Genomic DNA, 16,431 nt, shown 5'->3' on the forward strand with positions numbered 1-16,431 from the left:
TACAGCTGAAATCAGGCGGCTTCTCTCCAGGCTTCTGTTCGCGACACAACGCCACGCAGGGGACGTCTGGGCATGGTTTCGGTGGCGGCAGTCACATCAAGCGGTTGCGGCCATTTCGCATCGGGCGAAAGATATAATATGCAACTGTAGCACTAAGCGCCGGCAGCCGTTCCCCCGCCGTCGCGCAGCATCTCCACCGCGCGGCGGACATGGGGGTCCAGGCCCTCGCCGCCGGCGGCCAGGTGCTCCAGGATCGCCGCGCGCATCCGCGGGTCCCAGAACTGGCGGATATGCTCGGCGGTGCCCTGGGCCGCCTGATCGGGGCCCTGGGCCACAAAGAAACGGCCGATCTGGTTGGCCATCATCACCAGCTTGTCGGGGGACATCGGCGGTCAGCTTTCCTCAGGACAGGTCGAGGCCGGCGATCCGCCGGGCCCCGGTGAAGACTTCGAAACCATCGGCGCGGGCAACCGCGACCAGGGTGATGCCGGCCGCCTCGGCCGTGCGGATCGCCAGCGCCGTCGGTGCCGAGACCGCGATCATCACCGTGATCCCGGCCATCGCCACCTTCTGCACCATCTCGATCGAGACCCGGCTGGTGATCACCGCCACGCCCTCGGACGCGGGCAGGCCGCCCAGCGCCAGTGCGCCCGCCAGTTTGTCGAGCGCATTGTGCCGGCCGACATCCTCGCGCACCAGCGCCATGCCGCGATCGGGATGCCACCAGCCGGCGGCATGCATCGCCCGGCTTTCCCGCCCCCAGATCTGATGCGGACCCAGCGCGTCCAGCGCCGCCAGCACCTGATCGGGCGTCAGCCGCAGCCCCGCCCCCACCGTCTTCGGCGGCCGCATGGCGCCGGCCAGGCTGTCGATGCCGCAAAGCCCGCAGCCGCTCGGCCCCGCGACATGGCGGCGCCGTTCGATCAGCCCGGCGGCGCGGTCGGCATCCAGGCGGATGCGCAGATCGATGCCGTCCTCCAGCACCGCCACCCGGATCTCCTCGATCTGGCCGGGATGCTCGACGATCGCCTCGTTCAGGCTGAAGCCCACGGCCAGATCTTCCAGATCGGCCGGGCTCGCCATCATCACCGCATGGGTGCTCTGGTTGTAGGTGAAGGCGACCGCCACCTCGTCGGGAATGGTGCGCGCCCGCCGGCTGACACGGGCCTCGTGCCAGCCCGTGGGCGTCACCCCGACCAGGGGGCGCTGCTCCTCGCGGTCACTCTGCCGCATCGACCACGATGCGCCGGCTCTGACGGCCGAAATCGTCATAGCGTGCCTGCCAGTCGGTGGGGCCGTTGGAGGGCGAGACCTGGACCGCGGTCACCTTGTATTCTGGGCAGTTGGTCGCCCAGTCGGAATAGTCGGTGGTCACCACATTGGCCTGGGTCATCGGGTGATGGAAGGTGGTGTAGACCACGCCCGGCGCCACCCGGTCGGTGATCAGCGCCTTGAGCGCGGTGGCGCCGGCGCGGCTCTGCAGCTTCACCAGATCGCCGTCGCGGATGCCGCGTTCCTCGGCATCATGGGGGTGGATCTCCAGCAGATCCTCTTCATGCCAGCGCACATTCTCGGTCCGCCGGGTCTGGGCGCCCACATTGTACTGGCTGAGGATCCGGCCGGTGGTCAGCAGCAGCGGGAAGCGCGGCCCGGTCTTCTCGTCGGTCGGCACATATTCGGTGATCATGAACCGGCCCTGGCCGCGCACGAAACCGTCGACATGCATCACCGGCGTGCCCTGGGGCGCCTTTTCGTTGCACGGCCACTGGATCGAGCCCAACGCGTCGAGCCGGTCGTAAGAGACGCCGGCAAAGGTCGGCGTCACCCGTGCGATCTCGTCCATGATCTCGGACGGGTGGCTGTAATCCATGCGGAAGCCCATGGCATGGGCGATGTCGAGCGTGATCTCCCAATCGGCCTTGCCCGAGCGCGACGACATCACCTTGCGCACCCGCTGAATGCGGCGCTCGGCATTGGTGAAGGTACCGTCCTTTTCCAGGAACGTAGAGCCGGGCAGGAAGACATGGGCGTAATTGGCGGTCTCGTTCAGGAACAGGTCCTGGATCACCACGCATTCCATCGCCGCCAGCCCGGCCGCGACATGGGCGGTGTTGGGGTCGGATTGCAGGATGTCCTCGCCCTGGACATAGAGCCCCTTGAAGCTGCCGCCGACGGCGGCATCCAGCATGTTCGGGATCCTGAGCCCCGGCTCGTGATCCAGCTCCACGCCCCAGAGTTCCTCGAACATCTGGCGGGTGGCATCGTCGGCGACATGGCGATAGCCCGACAGCTCGTGCGGGAACGAGCCCATGTCGCAGGCGCCCTGAACGTTGTTCTGGCCGCGCAGCGGGTTCACGCCCACCCCCGGCCGGCCGAGATTGCCGGTGGCCATGGCGAGGTTGGCGATCGCCATCACCGTGGTCGACCCCTGGCTGTGTTCGGTGACGCCCAGCCCGTAATAGATCGCGGCATTGCCGCCGGTGGCATAGAGCCGGGCGGCCTTGCGGATCTCGTCGGGGTCGACGCCGGTATACTGCGCCACGGCTTCGGGCGAATTGGCCGGGTCGGCGACGAACTCCGCCCAGGCGCCGAAGCTTTCCATGTCGCAGCGCGCGCGCACGAACGCTTCGTCGACCAGGCCTTCGGTGACGACGACATGGGCGAGTGCCGTCAGCACCGCCACATTGGTGCCCGGGCGCAGCGGCAGGTGATGGGCGGCGGCGACATGGGGCGTGCGCACCAGATCGATCCGGCGCGGATCGACCACGATCAGCTTCGCCCCCTGGCGCAGCCGCTTCTTCAGCCGGGATCCGAAGACCGGGTGGCCGTCGGTGGGGTTGGCGCCGATCACCATCACCACATCCGACTGTTCGACCGAATCGAAATCCTGGGTACCGGCCGAGGTGCCGAAGGCGGTCTTCAGCCCATAGCCGGTCGGCGAATGGCAGACCCGGGCGCAGGTATCGACATTGTTGTTGCCGAAGCCGGCGCGGATCAGCTTCTGAACCAGGAAGGTCTCTTCATTGGTGCAGCGCGACGAGGTGATGCCGCCGATCGCGGTGCGGCCGTATCTGGCCTGGATGCGGCGGAATTCGCGGGCGACATGGCCGATCGCCTCGTCCCACGACACCTCGCGCCAGGGGTCGGTGATCCGCTCGCGCACCATCGGCTTCAGAATGCGCTCGCGATGGGTGGCATAACCCCAGGCGAAGCGGCCCTTGACGCAGGAATGGCCGCGATTGGCCTTGCCGTCCTTGTAGGGCACCATCCGCACCAGCTCTTCGCCGCGCATCTCGGCCTTGAAGGTGCAGCCCACCCCGCAATAGGCGCAGGTGGTAACGACCGAGCGTTCGGGCTGGCCGATCTCGATCACCGTGGTCTCGGTCAGCGTCGCCGTCGGGCAGGCCTGGACGCAGGCGCCGCACGACACGCATTCGCTGTCGAAGAAGGCCTCGCCCTGGCCGGCCGCGACGCGCGAGCCGAAGCCGCGCCCCTCGATGGTCAGCGCGAAGGTGCCCTGCACCTCTTCGCAGGCCCTGACACAGCGCGAGCAGACGATGCATTTCGACGGGTCATAGGTGAAATAGGGCGTCGAGACGTCCTTTTCCGCCACCAGATGGTTGGCGCCGTCATAGCCGTAGCGGACGTCGCGCAGGCCCACGGCGCCCGCCATGTCCTGCAGCTCGCAATCGCCATTGGCGGCACAGGTCAGGCAGTCGAGCGGGTGGTCGGAAATATAGAGTTCCATCACCCCGCGGCGCAGCTTCTGCAGGCGCGGCGTCTGGGTATGGACCACCATGCCGTCGGCCACCGGCGTGGTGCACGAGGCGGGCGTGCCGTTGCGCCCCTCCACCTCCACCAGGCACAGCCGGCACGACCCGAAGGCATCGAGCATGTCGGTGGCGCAGAGCTTGGGGATGGCGCCCCCGGCCTCGGTCGCCGCCCGCATGATCGAGGTGCCCTCGGGCACCTCTACCTCGCGGCCGTCGATGGTCAGCCGCACCATGGCGGTGGCGTGCGAGGCCGGGGTGCCGTAATCGGTTTCGTGGATCAGCGACATGTCCGGTCTCCTCATTCGGCCGCGGCGGCGGACCCGGCCGCGCCAGCACCGAAATCTTCGGGGCCAAAATCCTCGGGAAAATGATCGAGCGCGCTCAGCACCGGATAGGGGGCGAAACCGCCCAGCGCGCAAAGCGATCCGAACTTCATGGTCTCGCAGAGGTCGCGCAGCAGGGTGATCTGTTTCGCATCCCCCGCCCCGATCCGGTCGATCACCTCCACCCCGCGGGTGGAGCCGATCCGGCAGGGCGTGCATTTGCCGCAGCTTTCGATCGCGCAGAATTCCATCGCGAACCGCGCCTGGGCGCGCAGGTCGACGGTGTCGTCGAACACCACCACCCCGCCATGGCCGATCAGCCCGCCGGCCGCCGCGAAGGCTTCGTAGTCGAAGGGCGTGTCGAACAAGGCGCGGGGGAAGTACGCCCCCAGCGGCCCGCCCACCTGCACCGCCCGCACCGGCCGGCCGCTGGCGGTGCCGCCGCCGATCTCGTCGACCAGCTCGCCAAGGGTGACACCGAAGCCGGTCTCGTAAAGCCCGCCGAAGCGGACATTGCCGGCCAGCTGGATCGGCATGGTACCGCGCGACCGCCCCATGCCGAAATCGCGATAGGCCCCCGCGCCCTCGGCCAGGATGAAGGGCACGCTGGCGAGCGAGATGACGTTGTTGATCACCGTCGGCCGGCCGAACAGGCCCTGATGCGCCGGCAGCGGCGGCTTGGCACGGACCTGACCGCGCTTGCCCTCGATGCTGTCGAGCAGCGCGGTTTCCTCGCCGCAGACATAGGCGCCGGCGCCCATGCGCAGCTCGATGTCGAAATCATGGGCCGAGCCGCCGATGCGCGCGCCCAGAAGTCCGGCCCGGCGGGCCGCGTCGAGCGCCAGGGCAAAGGCCGCTGCGGCATGCGGATATTCCGAGCGCAGATAGACATAGCCGCGACTGGCACCAACGGCGATGCCGGCGATGACCATGCCCTCGATCAGCACGAAGGGGTCGCCCTCCATGATCATCCGGTCGGCATAGGTGCCGCTGTCGCCCTCGTCGGCATTGCAGACGATGTATTTCTGCGGCGCCCTGGCGGCGGCGACCGTGCGCCATTTCACGCCGGTCGGGAAACCCGCCCCGCCGCGGCCGCGCAGCCCCGACTGCACCACCTCTTCGACGATGCCCTCGGGCCCCAGCTCCAGCGCGCGTTCAAGCCCGGCCCAGCCACCATGGGCGCGATAATCCTCGACCGATGCCGGATCGACGATGCCGGTGCGTGCGAAGGTCAACCGGGTCTGGCGGGCCAGGAAGGGGATCGCGGCGGGGGCGCCGAGCCGCAGCGGATGGGCCCCACCCTCGAAGAGACCGGCCGCGACCAGCCCCTCGACATCGGATGCCTCCACCGGGCCATAGGCGATGCGGCCCCCGGGGGTCGCCACCTCGATCATCGGCTCCAGCCAGAACAGACCGCGCGATCCTGTGCGCACCAGATTGAGATCCTGCCCGGCTGCACGGGCAAGACGGGTGAGTTCGGCCGCGACCTCGTCGGCGCCAAGCGCCAGCGCAGCGGCATCCTTGGGCAGGTAGATCGTCACGCTCATCGCACCGCCTCGTCGATCAGGCGTTCGAGCCGGGGCCCGCCCAGCCTTGCGCCGAGCCGTCGGCCGCCCTCGACACCCGGGCCTTCCAGCATGGCCGACGGCGCCGTGGCGCAGAGGCCCAGGCAATAGACCGCCTCCACCGCCAGCGCCCCGTCGGCCGAGGTTTCGCCGCAGGCAAGGCCGGTCCGCTCCGCCACCCGCCGGGCCACCTGGTCGGCACCGGCGGCCTGGCAGGCTTCGGCCCGGCAGAGCTTCAGCACCCGGGGCGCCACCGGCGTTTCGCGGAAATCATGGTAAAAGCTGACCACGCCGTGAACATCGGCCCGGGTCAGGTTCAGCGCCTCGGCGATCATCGGCACCGCCTCGGCCGGCACATGGCCGAAGCTCGCCTGGATCTCGTGCAGGATCGGCAGCAGGGCCGTCCGGCCCTCCGCCGCCATATCACCGATGATCAGGGCGCCCTTTTCGGGCGTCCAGCTGTCGTATCGCGTCATTCCCCGGCCCGTTTTCTGGTTGTCCTGGGCGAAAGTCCTCTGAGGTGAGGATGGCCCCGGGCCGGCCCCGCATCAATATCGCGTTTCCGTTACACGATCAGCTTTTCCTATCGTCGCGATCGGGGTTGGGGCATCGACGCGCTGTCGGCGGCCACCAGACGCCGGGCTTCCGCGACCAGGGCCGCGGTCAGCGGCATCATCGGCTCACGCTGGGGTACGACCAGCCCGACCTGGTGAGAAACATCCGGATCGACCAGCGGCACGGCATTGATCCGGCCGTCGCCCACCAGACCCAGCGCCTCGGCCAGCCCCACCGGCATGATCGTGGACCAGCGGGTGGTGCGGATATGGGCCGAGAGCACCGAGACCGAATTGGATTCGAGCAGCGGCGCCGCATCGCCGCCGGCGGCCGCCAGCATGCCGTCGATGATCCGGCGGTTCTGCATGTCGCGGCTGAGCAGGCAGAGCGGCAGCCCGGCGGCTTCGGCCCAGGCGATGGAGGCGCGGCCGCCCTCGGGGCTGTCGGCGGCGGTCAGCAGGTGATAACGCTCGCGATAGAGCGGCACCGTCCCCACCCGGCCGAGCGGTTCGTTGTCGAGATAGGTGATGCCCGCCTCCACCGCCAGATCATCGACCAGCTGCAGCACCTCGGTGGAGGTACAGGTGCGGATGGCGAAACGAACCTGGGGGTTGCGGATCCGGAAGCCGGTGGTCAGCCGCGGCGTGATCCCCAGCGCGGTCGGGATCACCGCGATCCTGAGCGTGCCCGACAGGCCGCGCTTCAGCGCATCGATCTCCTGCCGCATCGAGCGTGCATCGCCGACGATGCGCCGCGCCCAGTCCAACACCCGTTCACCTTCCGGCGTGAAGCCGCGAAAGCGCGAGCCGCGCTGGACCAGCATGGTGCCGAGCAGGTCTTCCAGCGCCTTCACCCCGGCGGAAAGCGTCGGCTGCGACACGCCGCAGGCCTGGGCGGCGCGGCCGAAATGGCGTTCGCGGGACAGGGCCAGCAGAAACTCCAGCCGGTCGATCAAGGGGCAGCTCCTCGGCAGACGGGAGAAACATGCAGTGATAACGCCCCGATCCGGGGCTGCCAATCCCGGGACCGTATCATCGCGCCAGACGTGCGCAAGTTTTGGATCGACAAAACCGTCAGGTATATGTACCAGTGGTTGTGTATGCAGGCCCGCGCCACGATCATAGGGTTCTGCACGATCGGCAGCAGCCAGCGACGGGGCAAGCCATGGACACCACCGAGAACGGCATCGTTCACATCCGCCAGCCCGCCACCGCACCTCAGCCGCGACGGGTGATGGTCTTCGATACCACGCTGCGCGACGGCGAGCAGGCGCCGGGCAATGTGATGTCGGCCGAGCAGAAGGTGGCGATGTTCCGCCGGCTGGATGCGCTGGGCCTCGATCTGGTCGAAGGCGGTTTTCCGGCCTCGTCGGGCGAGGATTTCGAAGCCTTCCGCGAAATGGCCCAGGGCCCGCGGGCAAGCAGGATCTGCGCCTTCTGCCGGGCCGCCGAACGCGACATCGACATCATCGCCGAAGGGCTGGGCTCCAGCGGCAATGCCCAGATCGAGATCCTGCTGGTCGGCTCGGAAATCCATCTGGAGCACAAGCGCCGGATCACCGCCGAAGAGGCGATCGAGGAAGCGGTGCGCAGCGTGCGCCATGCGGCCTCTCTAGGGTTCGACGACATCGCCGTCGCCCCGGAAGACGCCACCCGCGGCTCTCTGCCCTTCCTGGAGCGTCTGCTCAAGGCCTCGGTCGAGGCAGGCGCGCGCACGGTTGCGATCCCCGATACGGTCGGCTGCGCGCTGCCGCATGAATTCGCCGCCCTGGTGCGCGCCATGCGGTCCTGGGTCGGTCCGGACGTGATCCTCTCGGCCCATTGCCACGACGATATGGGGCTGGCGCTCGCCAACACCCTGGCGGCGCTGGAAGCCGGCGCCGACAGCTTCCAGGCGACGCTCTGCGGCATCGGCGAGCGGGCCGGCAATACCGCGCTTGAAGAGGCGATCGCCCAGCTGCGGCTCAACGGCCCGCGCATGGGGCTTGCGACCGATGTGGCGCTGGAGCCGGTGATCGAGGCCGCCCATGCCCTGCGCGAGATGATCCGCCTGCCGCTGATGCCGACCAAGCCGCTGCTCGGCACCGAGGCCCGCACCGTCACCGCCCCCACCCATCTCGGCTGGGCACGCACGGCCGAGGCCTGGCCGGTGCGGCCGGTGGCGGCGCTTCGCCCCAATGCGGTCATGGTCGGCGGCACGCCGCGCAACGCCATCACCCGCCGCCTGGCCGAGGCCGGGGTGGTGATCGACATCGACAAGATCGATGCGGTCTGCGACCGGCTGGCGGCCGATCCGACCCCCGACCGCTTCAACGATCACGGCGCGCTGGTCGCCCTCTATCGCGAAGTGGCCGACAGCGGCACCGGCCTGCCCGGCTGAGCTGCCGCAGGCCGCAAGGCATCCTCTTCCCTGTCCCGCAGGGCCTCCCGGCCCCTTCTGCTCCCGGCGGTCATCATCGCCGGGAGCTTTTTTCCGCCAAATTGACAAAGATTTTTTGTGTTTGAAGCCGGTTCCACAATGGGTGTCGTTTATATACAGTGCCGCAACGGGCCGGCACTGCCCCCTTCAAGACATGATCCGGGCCCGGCACCATCCAGGGAGCGAGACCAGATGACCCAGTACCGTCACCCCGAGACGGCCGTTCTGCATGCGGGCTATCGTGCGGACCCCACCACCGGCGCGGTGGCGGTGCCGATCTATCAGACGACCTCCTATCAGTTCGAAAGCACCGCGAAGGCCGCCAACCTGTTCGCGCTGTCGGAGCTGGGCAACATCTATACCCGGATCATGAACCCGACCACCGACGTGCTGGAGCAGCGCCTGGCCGCCCTTGAAGGCGGTGTGGCGGCGCTCGCCGTCTCTTCGGGTCAGGCGGCCTCGGCGCTGGCGATCCAGAACCTCGCCCAGGCGGGCGACAATGTCGTCTCGTCGACCGATCTTTACGGCGGCACCTGGAACCTGTTTGCCAACACGCTGCGCCAGCAGGGCATCGAGGTCCGCTTCGTCGACCCGTCGGATCCTGAGAATTTCCGCCGCGCGACCGACGACCGGACCCGCGCCTATTACGGCGAGACCCTGCCGAACCCCAAGCTCAGGGTGTTCCCGATCGCCGAGGTCGCAGAGATCGGCAAGTCCTTCGGCATCCCGCTGATCATCGACAACACCGCCGCCCCGATCATCGCCCGGCCGCTTGAACATGGCGCGGCCGTGGTGGTCTATTCCACCACCAAGTATATCGGCGGCCACGGCACCTCGATCGGCGGCATCATCATCGACGGCGGCACCTTCGACTGGGAGGCCTTCCCCGAGCGTCAGCCGCTGCTGAACACCCCCGATGCCAGCTATCACGGCGCGGTCTGGACCCAGGCGGTGAAGCCGCTCGGCCCCATCGCCTATATCATCAAGGCCCGCGTCACCCTGCTGCGCGACCTGGGTTGCGCCGCCTCGCCCTTCAACGCCTTCCAGACCATTCAGGGCCTGGAGACGCTGCCGCTGCGCATGCGCGAGCACAACAAGAACGCGACCCTGGTCGCCAAGTTCCTGTCGGAGCATCCGGCAGTGCAGACCGTCACCCATCCGAGCCTGGCCGAGGGTGAGGCGCGCGCCCGCGCCGACAAGTATCTGAAGGGCGGTTATGGCGCGCTGATCGGCTTCGAGATCAAGGGCGGCGCCGAGGCCGGCCGCGCCTTCATCGAGGCGCTGAAGCTGCTCTATCATGTCGCCAATATCGGCGATGCGCGCAGCCTGGCGATCCACCCCGCCACCACCACCCACAGCCAGCTGTCGGAAGAGGAGCAGAAGGCCTCGGGCGTGACCCCGGGCTATGTCCGCCTCTCGATCGGCATCGAGCATGTCGACGACATCATCGCCGATATCGAACAGGCGCTGGCGGCGGCGACGGCGGCCTGATCGGCCGGTCCCTGCGGAATGCCGGCAGCGGGCGCATGGCTTTCACCATGCGCCCGCTGCCGTTTCGCAATCGGGCAGGATTGCCTGCGGTTTCCACATGGCTGCCGTGTTGTGGATCGGCAATTGACGTAAGCGTCTCGGTGTTTTAGGGTGCCGCTGTCGCGCCGATTTGAGCCACAGCTTGCGGGCGCGTTACAAATGCAGCTAAAGCGGAGGGGTCGGAAACCCGCGCGACGCTGTCACGCGGGTTTTTTCGTGTTTGGTCCGGCAGGTCTCCCGCAAGGGTGAGGCGGCCGGACGGGATCAGGGTTGCAGCCGCCCCCGTGGCCCCGATCCGACGGACAAGATGCAGGGACACCAGTCCAGATGCGGATTCTGAAGACGTTGGGCGGCGCGGCCGCCATCCTCGGCCTCGTCGCCGCAGGCGCGGCTTATACGCTCGTCGCCGCCGGCGCGGCACAGGCCGAAGAGATCAAGATCGGCGTGACCCCCGGCCCCCATGCCCAGATCCTGGAGCAGGTGAAGCCGATCGCCGCCGCGAAGGGCCTCGATATCGACATCATCGAGTTCAGCGACTATGTCGTGCCGAACCAGGCGCTCGCCGCGGGCGACATCCAGGCGAACTCGTTCCAGCACCAGCCCTATCTCGACAACCAGAATGCCGATCGCGGCTATGGTCTGGTGTCGATCGCCAAGACCGTGGTCTTCCCGCTCGGCATCTATTCGAAGAAGATCAAGAGCCTGGCCGAGCTGAAGGACGGCGATTCGGTCGCCATCCCGAACGACCCGACCAATGGCGGCCGCGCCCTGCTGCTGCTGCAGGCCCAGGGCGTGCTGAAGCTGCGCGAGGGGGCGGGTCTCAAGGCCACGCCGCTCGACATCGCAGAGAACCCCAGGAACCTGCGCATCATCGAACTCGACGCCGCCCAGCTGCCGCGCTCGCTCGACGACACCGCAGCCTCGGCCGTCAACACCAACTACGCCGTCGAGGCGGGCCTCGACCCGGTGAAGGACCCGATCGCGCGCGAGGCGGCCGAGTCGCCCTATGCCAACGTGATCGCGGTCCGCAAGGTCGATGCCGACGCCGCCTGGGCCAAGACCCTGGTCGAGGCCTATCACGACCAGAAGATCAAGGACTGGATCAACGAGCAGTACAAGGGCGCGCTCGTCGTCGCCTGGTGATCCGTCCCGCAGATCTCGAAGAACGGGCCGGCCGGGGATATCCCCGGCCGGCCCGTTTGCATGTCGGGCTGTGGTGTCGTGCTCAAGCCATCTCGTTGCGGGCGATGCCTGCCGCCTCCCAATAGCCCTCTTCCCAGGTGATGAAGGCCTGGGTGTCGGTTTCATAGGGGTTGTCGGTCGCGGTCTGGCCGTCCAGGAAAGCGATGAAGCCTTCCTGCAGCTCGCGGACCACCGGCGCCTTGCGCATCGGCGTATCGCCGCCATCGGCCGGCGGCTCGATCGCGCCGTCCAGCCCGGCGGCCGGGTCGATCACCAGGCCGCGGCGGCGGGCCAGATGGGCGCGGAATTCGGGGTAGCGCATCAGAACGGTGTCGTCGAGCCCTTCCGGGTTCTCCTTCAGCGCCTCGCGCCCGCGATCGGTGATGCCGAGCAGGCCGTCGCCGACCCGCCGGATCAACCCGGAGACCAGCAGGCGCCGGAGATCGATGACCACGCGGCGGTCGAATTCGGCCCGCGCCGCCGGATCGCACAGTTCTGCCGCCTTGGGCGCGATGCGCGCCAGATCCTGCAGCAGACGCTCCCCCACCCGGTGCTTGTCGGCCGGCTGCATGGCCAGCATCCGGAGCGCGGTGAGCATGATCGTCGAACTCGGCGGGCGGACCTCGGTTTGGAAGGGCATGGGTGATGTCCTCGACTTTGGTGCTCGGACCGGCGCCGATACCGGCCCTCTTGGTTCAACATGTGGCGGCGACGCGCAATCGTCACAAGGTCGAAAAAAAGGGCTTTTCAAGCGCACGCCGACTGGCTATAAACCGCGCACCCACTGAGACACGGTGGGGCACGCGAGAGGCTACGGGGGTGTAGCTCAGTTGGTTAGAGCGCCGGCCTGTCACGCCGGAGGCCGCGGGTTCAAGTCCCGTCACTCCCGCCACTCGCTCGGGTTTTGAAAACGCCCGGTTCATCTCTGGATGAGCCGGGCGTTTTCCTTTTGCGGTATTTGCATCGGCCCGGCACGGCCGCGCGGAAGACTGACGACCAGCGCCGGTTTGTCTGAGGCATGAATCTCTCTGCGCGCATTCGTTTTCAATTGAACAACCCTTGATGTTGACGGCTGTCGCCCCCCCTCCTAACCTTGACGGATCGCGGGCATCGACCCCGCGAGAGGGCATCAACCGCGACAGGGCACAAGGGGAGAGCCGCGGCAATGACCACGGTGCTGACCGATGAACTGATTCTGTGCGCCGCACCGCCCGGCGACCGGGATATCGATGCGGCCGGTTTCGCATCCATCTGGCTGGCGGCCGATGTCTATGCCCGCGGCCAGCGGTTGCTGGGCCGGTCGGCCCGGGTGCTGGTCGCGGCGGGTGATGCGCCGCGGCCGCGCAGCAGCCGGGACGGCAGCCCGCGGGACGGCATCGAAGAGGGCGGCCGCGCGGCCGCCACGCTGCGCCGCGCCGGGATCGGCATCGACGGCGTGCTCACCTTCCAGGGCGAAGGCCCGGGCGTGCTGCCGCTGCGCCGCCAGCAGGGCCGGCAACTGGGCGACAAGCCGATGCCGGTGCGCCTGACGGTCTTCGCCGGCCGTGATGCCCTCACCGCCCGCAGCCTGATCGAGGCGGTGGCCGAGATTCCGGATCTGGGGCCGATCACCGATACCCGGATCGTGGCGCCGCCGGCGCTGACCGATCTGTCCGGCCGCAGTTTCGACCCGTCGACCGGCCGGGCGATCTTCCTGAACGATCTGCTCGACCGGGTCCCGGCCGAGGCGCTGCGCTTCTATCTGGCGCTGATGTCGGAACCGCACGACGCCCGCGAGCTGTCGCTGGCCGATCTGGCCCGCACTCATAATCTGTTCCTGGTCCGCGACCTCGGCACCTCGCTCGGTGCCATCGCCAATCTGGACCCGGTGGCCGGCACCGCCCTGCCCCACGACCGGGCCGAGGACGACCTGATCACCGATTTCCGGGCCCGGTTGCATGCGGCACTCGATGGCCGCAGCTTCTCTCTGGCGGCGCTGGCCGGCGTGGTGCTGGGGCTGAACGGCCAGATGAAACAGGCCCGCCTTTACGGTACGCCCGAGCGGATCCCGCGGCTCGCCGGCCTGTTCCAGCTGTTTGCGCGCCCGGTGATGCCGGCCACCGCCGATGCGGTCGCAGGCTTCCTGGGGCTCGGCACCGGCTGGGGCGAGGCCTGGACCCGGGTCGGCGGCGAGATCCCGTCCTGCAGCGCCCGTTTCGTGCGTGGCGCGGCGCCCGGTTTCGACACGGTCGACGAGGCGGATCTGGTTGCGCTGGAGAGCGGATCGGCTGCCGCCTGACCGGGTAGAGACAGTTGACCGGGCGGGCATATCGCCCTCAAACGAAAACGGCGGCCGCTTCGCAGCGCCGCCGTTCGCATATCGATGGATCGATGCGTCAGTCGAACAGGCTGTCGATGTCGCTCTGCGACACCCGGCTGGCGTCGTCGACCGGGCCGTTGAGCAGCCGGGCATCGCCCTCGCGCTCCGCCGGCGGCGGCAGGGCCGCCACCTGATCATGGCCCACGATTTCCAGCAGCTCTTCCAGATGGGCATCCACCTGCTGCAGCACCTTGCGCACCTTGGCGATGCGCTGGCCGGTCAGGTCCTGGAAGCCGCAGGCTTCGTAGAGCGCGGTGATCGCCATGCCGGCATTGTCCAGCGCCGCACGGGCCTGGCTTTCCGGCGACAGCTCGGCGCTCACCGCATCCAGCGCGGTTTCGATCGCCTCGATCTGCGACAGGATCGCCTCGGTCGCAGCCTCGGTGCCTTCGACCACCCCTTCAAGCGCCTGGGTGGCAGAGGCCAGCGGGTCTTCGCTCGCGGCCGGATGCCTCAGCACCGCCACCGCACGCCTGATCCGATCGATGGGCGCGGCCTGCGGCATCTCCATGCCGACATCGCCCCAGTCGATATCATCGTCTGCAGGCTCGGTCTCGTCCGTCGCCATCCGTGCCCGTCTCCTGGCCGTCACGTCGTCCGGCCGGGGCCGGACCACTTCCCTCAGGCGCCGTCCAGGCACCCGCGGGCAAAGTTTAAGGCATTCACCCCGGGCGGGAAAGCATCCCCGACCGGCATTTTCGCAGTGCGGCAGAGACATGCGCCGCGTCGCCGCTCAGAATGCAGGAGGGGCGGTAAAGAATGCGTCAACGCAACCACACGCGATGCAGATATCGCAGCCGGGCATCGGCCGGCGATGTTCCGCGGCGGGCCCCGATCACTCGCCGAAGATGCGCAGGAAATTTCCGGCATAGAAGGCGGCGCGCTCTGCCTCTGTGCAACCGCCGAGCGTGGCATCGAAGGATGCGACAGGGTCCCGGCCGCCTTCGATATGCGGATAATCGGTGGAAAACGCATAAAGCCGGCTGTCAGATGCCCGGATCATCGCCCCCACATCCTCGTGGTGATAGGGCGTGAACAGACACTGGTCCAGAATCTGTTCCGAAGGTCGGCGGGCCGGTGCCCGGCCCGCGCCGCGAAAGATCTGCGCGGCCGCGGCATCCAGGCGACGCATCATGTCGGGCACCCAGCCGCCGCCGAATTCCGCGATCAGGCAGTGCAGGCCCGGATAGCGCTGCAGCACGCCGTCGAAGATCAACCGGCTCAGAAAGATCTCGACGCGTTCGGTGGCGAAGACGACCCGATCCGGCCGCGGCGCATCATCGCCGTCCAGCATCTCGAACGGCACGATCTCCCCCGTGGCGGCCATCTGCCGTGCCACGTCGGGCGGCGGCATGATATGGCAGGCCAGCACCAGCCCCGCCTCGGTCATGCGGGCCCAGACCCACCCCCGACAGCCGGGGGCACCGGCGCAGAAGGTGGGGCCTGCCAGAAGATCACCGCCACGGGCCGTCAGCGCCGCGACGGTCTCGGCGGAATGATGGCCCCGGCCCAGGCACCACCCCTCTGGTCCAGATGGCGCCCCAGGATCGGCGGATCCTCCTCGCGCCGGGTGATCATCTGGTGCAGGTCGACGACCCCATCGCCGCCCGCATCCCCAACAGATTTCCAGCGCCAGACGCGGCACCGGCGGCAGCTGCCGGGCGGCATCCCGGATCGCCCGGCGCCTGGCCGGCGCGACCAGCACATCGGCCAGCCGGTGCGACAGGATATCGAAGCAGCCGGCGGGCGACAGGCCGGGGATGGCGGGATCAGGCCGCAACACAGCTGCCTTCAGCAAGCCTGGCATCGACTGCAGCCGCGGCGGCGGCAAGTGCGTCCAGGCGATAGGGCAGGCGCAACCGACAAGGCAATGGCCATTGCGTTCGGCGATCCGTACCAGATCATCGGCAATCGGCTGCCAGCCTGTGCGGGTCAGCGCCGTTGACAGGCTGGACTTGCCGGCCCCCTTCTGCCCCATGATCAGGATCGCCGCATCCTGCTTCACCAGGGCCACCGCATGAAACGACACCAGCCCCAGGCGCGACAGCACAATCCGCATCACGGGTTGAGTGAACAGGCTGTATAAATCGTACCAGACGAGCCCGGCCACACTGTCGGACAGCACCAGCCGTCCATCGCCGGAGATCCGGAAGCGGCAGATCGGTATGCCCTCGGGATTGCCATAACTCGCTTATTCCTGCCTGACGGCTGCGGCAGTGCAGATGGCGTTTGGCTGGTCGCCTCATCGGCGACGGGCTGATCGATTCAGCTGCGTCAACGACCCGACCGCCCAGGCACGGCCCGTCCATTGCGGCATCCGTTCAGGAGGTGTATGCCGAGCCGTCCGTGGGCCCACCAGAATCACCCTGCGTCAGCGCCTCGACCGTGCCATGCTCTTTCAGCGCAGAGGGTTCAAACACAGCCCGGCTTTTCTCCGGGCTCACGAAATCAGAACCTGCATGCGACATTCAGATACTCTCTCTAAAAGGCCATGCTGCTCTGCTTGCGTCGGAAATATATTTCGGCCTGACCGGCGCCGTCAGCCGGCTGACGGCGCCGCTGCGGGACGGGGCATCCCAGGACGAGCTGGTGGCCCATGTGACCGATTATTACGACGTCACCGAGGCAGATGCCCGCGCCGATCTTGCACGCATCCTGGCCGAGCTTCAGGCCGCCGGTCTTGTCGTGGCGGCCGAGGCCTGATCGTTGCCGGATTTGGGCGTGGC

At 68.1% G+C, this 16,431-nt stretch carries 15 protein-coding genes, 1 tRNA gene and 1 riboswitch; of the genes, 7 read left to right on the forward strand and 9 right to left on the reverse strand.

Features of this window, described 5'->3' with window-relative positions:
- Positions 1-152: 152 nt before the first annotated feature.
- The 6 genes from WI697_RS19320 to WI697_RS19345 form a co-directional block, all read right to left on the reverse strand.
- Complete coding sequence (locus tag WI697_RS19320; protein ID WP_062761983.1) at positions 153-386, reverse strand: formate dehydrogenase subunit delta; 234 nt, start codon at positions 384-386, stop codon at positions 153-155.
- A gap of 16 nt (positions 387-402) precedes the next feature.
- A complete protein-coding gene (gene fdhD, locus WI697_RS19325; protein WP_345959618.1) occupies positions 403-1,233 on the reverse strand; it encodes a formate dehydrogenase accessory sulfurtransferase FdhD in 831 nt (276 codons plus the stop codon).
- Positions 1,220-4,060 (reverse strand): formate dehydrogenase subunit alpha, encoded by a 2,841-nt coding sequence (gene fdhF, locus WI697_RS19330; RefSeq protein ID WP_345959619.1) that lies wholly within the window; start codon positions 4,058-4,060, stop codon positions 1,220-1,222. The genes fdhD and fdhF overlap by 14 nt, the downstream gene beginning before the upstream one ends.
- An 11-nt stretch (positions 4,061-4,071) precedes the next feature.
- A complete protein-coding gene (locus tag WI697_RS19335; RefSeq protein WP_345959620.1) occupies positions 4,072-5,643 on the reverse strand; it encodes a formate dehydrogenase beta subunit in 1,572 nt (523 codons plus the stop codon).
- Positions 5,640-6,137 (reverse strand): NAD(P)H-dependent oxidoreductase subunit E, encoded by a 498-nt coding sequence (locus WI697_RS19340; protein WP_345959621.1) that lies wholly within the window; start codon positions 6,135-6,137, stop codon positions 5,640-5,642. The genes WI697_RS19335 and WI697_RS19340 overlap by 4 nt, the downstream gene beginning before the upstream one ends.
- A 107-nt stretch (positions 6,138-6,244) precedes the next feature.
- Positions 6,245-7,171, reverse strand: coding sequence for a LysR family transcriptional regulator (locus tag WI697_RS19345; RefSeq protein WP_345959622.1), 927 nt, complete (start codon positions 7,169-7,171; stop codon positions 6,245-6,247).
- Between the two features lie 209 nt (positions 7,172-7,380).
- Here WI697_RS19345 and WI697_RS19350 point away from each other — a divergent pair, with 209 nt between their 5' ends.
- The 3 genes from WI697_RS19350 to WI697_RS19360 all read left to right on the forward strand — a co-directional run bounded on the left by WI697_RS19350 (position 7,381) and on the right by WI697_RS19360 (position 11,307).
- Positions 7,381-8,595, forward strand: coding sequence for a LeuA family protein (locus WI697_RS19350; RefSeq protein WP_062761989.1), 1,215 nt, complete (start codon positions 7,381-7,383; stop codon positions 8,593-8,595).
- A gap of 231 nt (positions 8,596-8,826) precedes the next feature.
- Positions 8,827-10,125, forward strand: coding sequence for an O-acetylhomoserine aminocarboxypropyltransferase/cysteine synthase family protein (locus WI697_RS19355; RefSeq protein ID WP_345959623.1), 1,299 nt, complete (start codon positions 8,827-8,829; stop codon positions 10,123-10,125).
- Positions 10,126-10,276: 151 nt separating this feature from the next.
- Positions 10,277-10,354, forward strand: a riboswitch (SAM riboswitch).
- A 137-nt stretch (positions 10,355-10,491) separates the two neighbouring features.
- Positions 10,492-11,307 carry a MetQ/NlpA family ABC transporter substrate-binding protein gene (locus WI697_RS19360; protein ID WP_345959624.1) on the forward strand — a complete coding sequence of 272 codons (816 nt, stop codon included), beginning with the start codon at positions 10,492-10,494 and terminating at the stop codon, positions 11,305-11,307.
- Between the two features lie 82 nt (positions 11,308-11,389).
- Here WI697_RS19360 and WI697_RS19365 read toward each other — a convergent pair whose 3' ends face one another.
- Positions 11,390-11,944: a hypothetical protein gene (locus WI697_RS19365; protein ID WP_345959625.1), complete on the reverse strand. Its 555-nt coding sequence runs from the start codon at positions 11,942-11,944 to the stop codon at positions 11,390-11,392.
- On the opposite strand from WI697_RS19365, the gene WI697_RS19370 reads away from it, so the two are divergent.
- The 3 genes from WI697_RS19370 (at position 11,943) to WI697_RS19380 (ending at position 13,624) form a co-directional block, all read left to right on the forward strand.
- Positions 11,943-12,134, forward strand: a complete 192-nt coding sequence (locus tag WI697_RS19370) for a hypothetical protein (protein ID WP_296715414.1) — start codon at positions 11,943-11,945, stop codon at positions 12,132-12,134. The two genes, WI697_RS19365 and WI697_RS19370, sit on opposite strands and share 2 nt — an antisense overlap.
- A gap of 27 nt (positions 12,135-12,161) precedes the next feature.
- Positions 12,162-12,238 (forward strand) — tRNA-Asp (locus tag WI697_RS19375).
- Between the two features lie 273 nt (positions 12,239-12,511).
- The gene (locus WI697_RS19380; protein WP_062765866.1) at positions 12,512-13,624 is read left to right on the forward strand and encodes a class I tRNA ligase family protein; all 1,113 of its coding nucleotides are present in this window, start codon (positions 12,512-12,514) and stop codon (positions 13,622-13,624) included.
- Between the two features lie 97 nt (positions 13,625-13,721).
- On the opposite strand, the gene WI697_RS19385 is transcribed toward WI697_RS19380, so the two are convergent.
- Both WI697_RS19385 and WI697_RS19390 read right to left on the reverse strand, forming a co-directional pair.
- Positions 13,722-14,273, reverse strand: coding sequence for a protein phosphatase CheZ (locus WI697_RS19385; protein WP_062765863.1), 552 nt, complete (start codon positions 14,271-14,273; stop codon positions 13,722-13,724).
- Positions 14,274-14,540: 267 nt separating this feature from the next.
- Positions 14,541-15,830 (reverse strand): amidohydrolase family protein, encoded by a 1,290-nt coding sequence (locus WI697_RS19390; protein WP_345959626.1) that lies wholly within the window; start codon positions 15,828-15,830, stop codon positions 14,541-14,543.
- A 260-nt stretch (positions 15,831-16,090) separates the two neighbouring features.
- On the opposite strand from WI697_RS19390, the gene WI697_RS19395 reads away from it, so the two are divergent.
- The gene (locus tag WI697_RS19395) at positions 16,091-16,408 is read left to right on the forward strand and encodes a PqqD family protein (protein WP_345959684.1); all 318 of its coding nucleotides are present in this window, start codon (positions 16,091-16,093) and stop codon (positions 16,406-16,408) included.
- Positions 16,409-16,431: the final 23 nt, after the last annotated feature.

Source organism: Tistrella mobilis, assembly GCF_039634785.1.
GTDB lineage: Bacteria > Pseudomonadota > Alphaproteobacteria > Tistrellales > Tistrellaceae > Tistrella > Tistrella mobilis.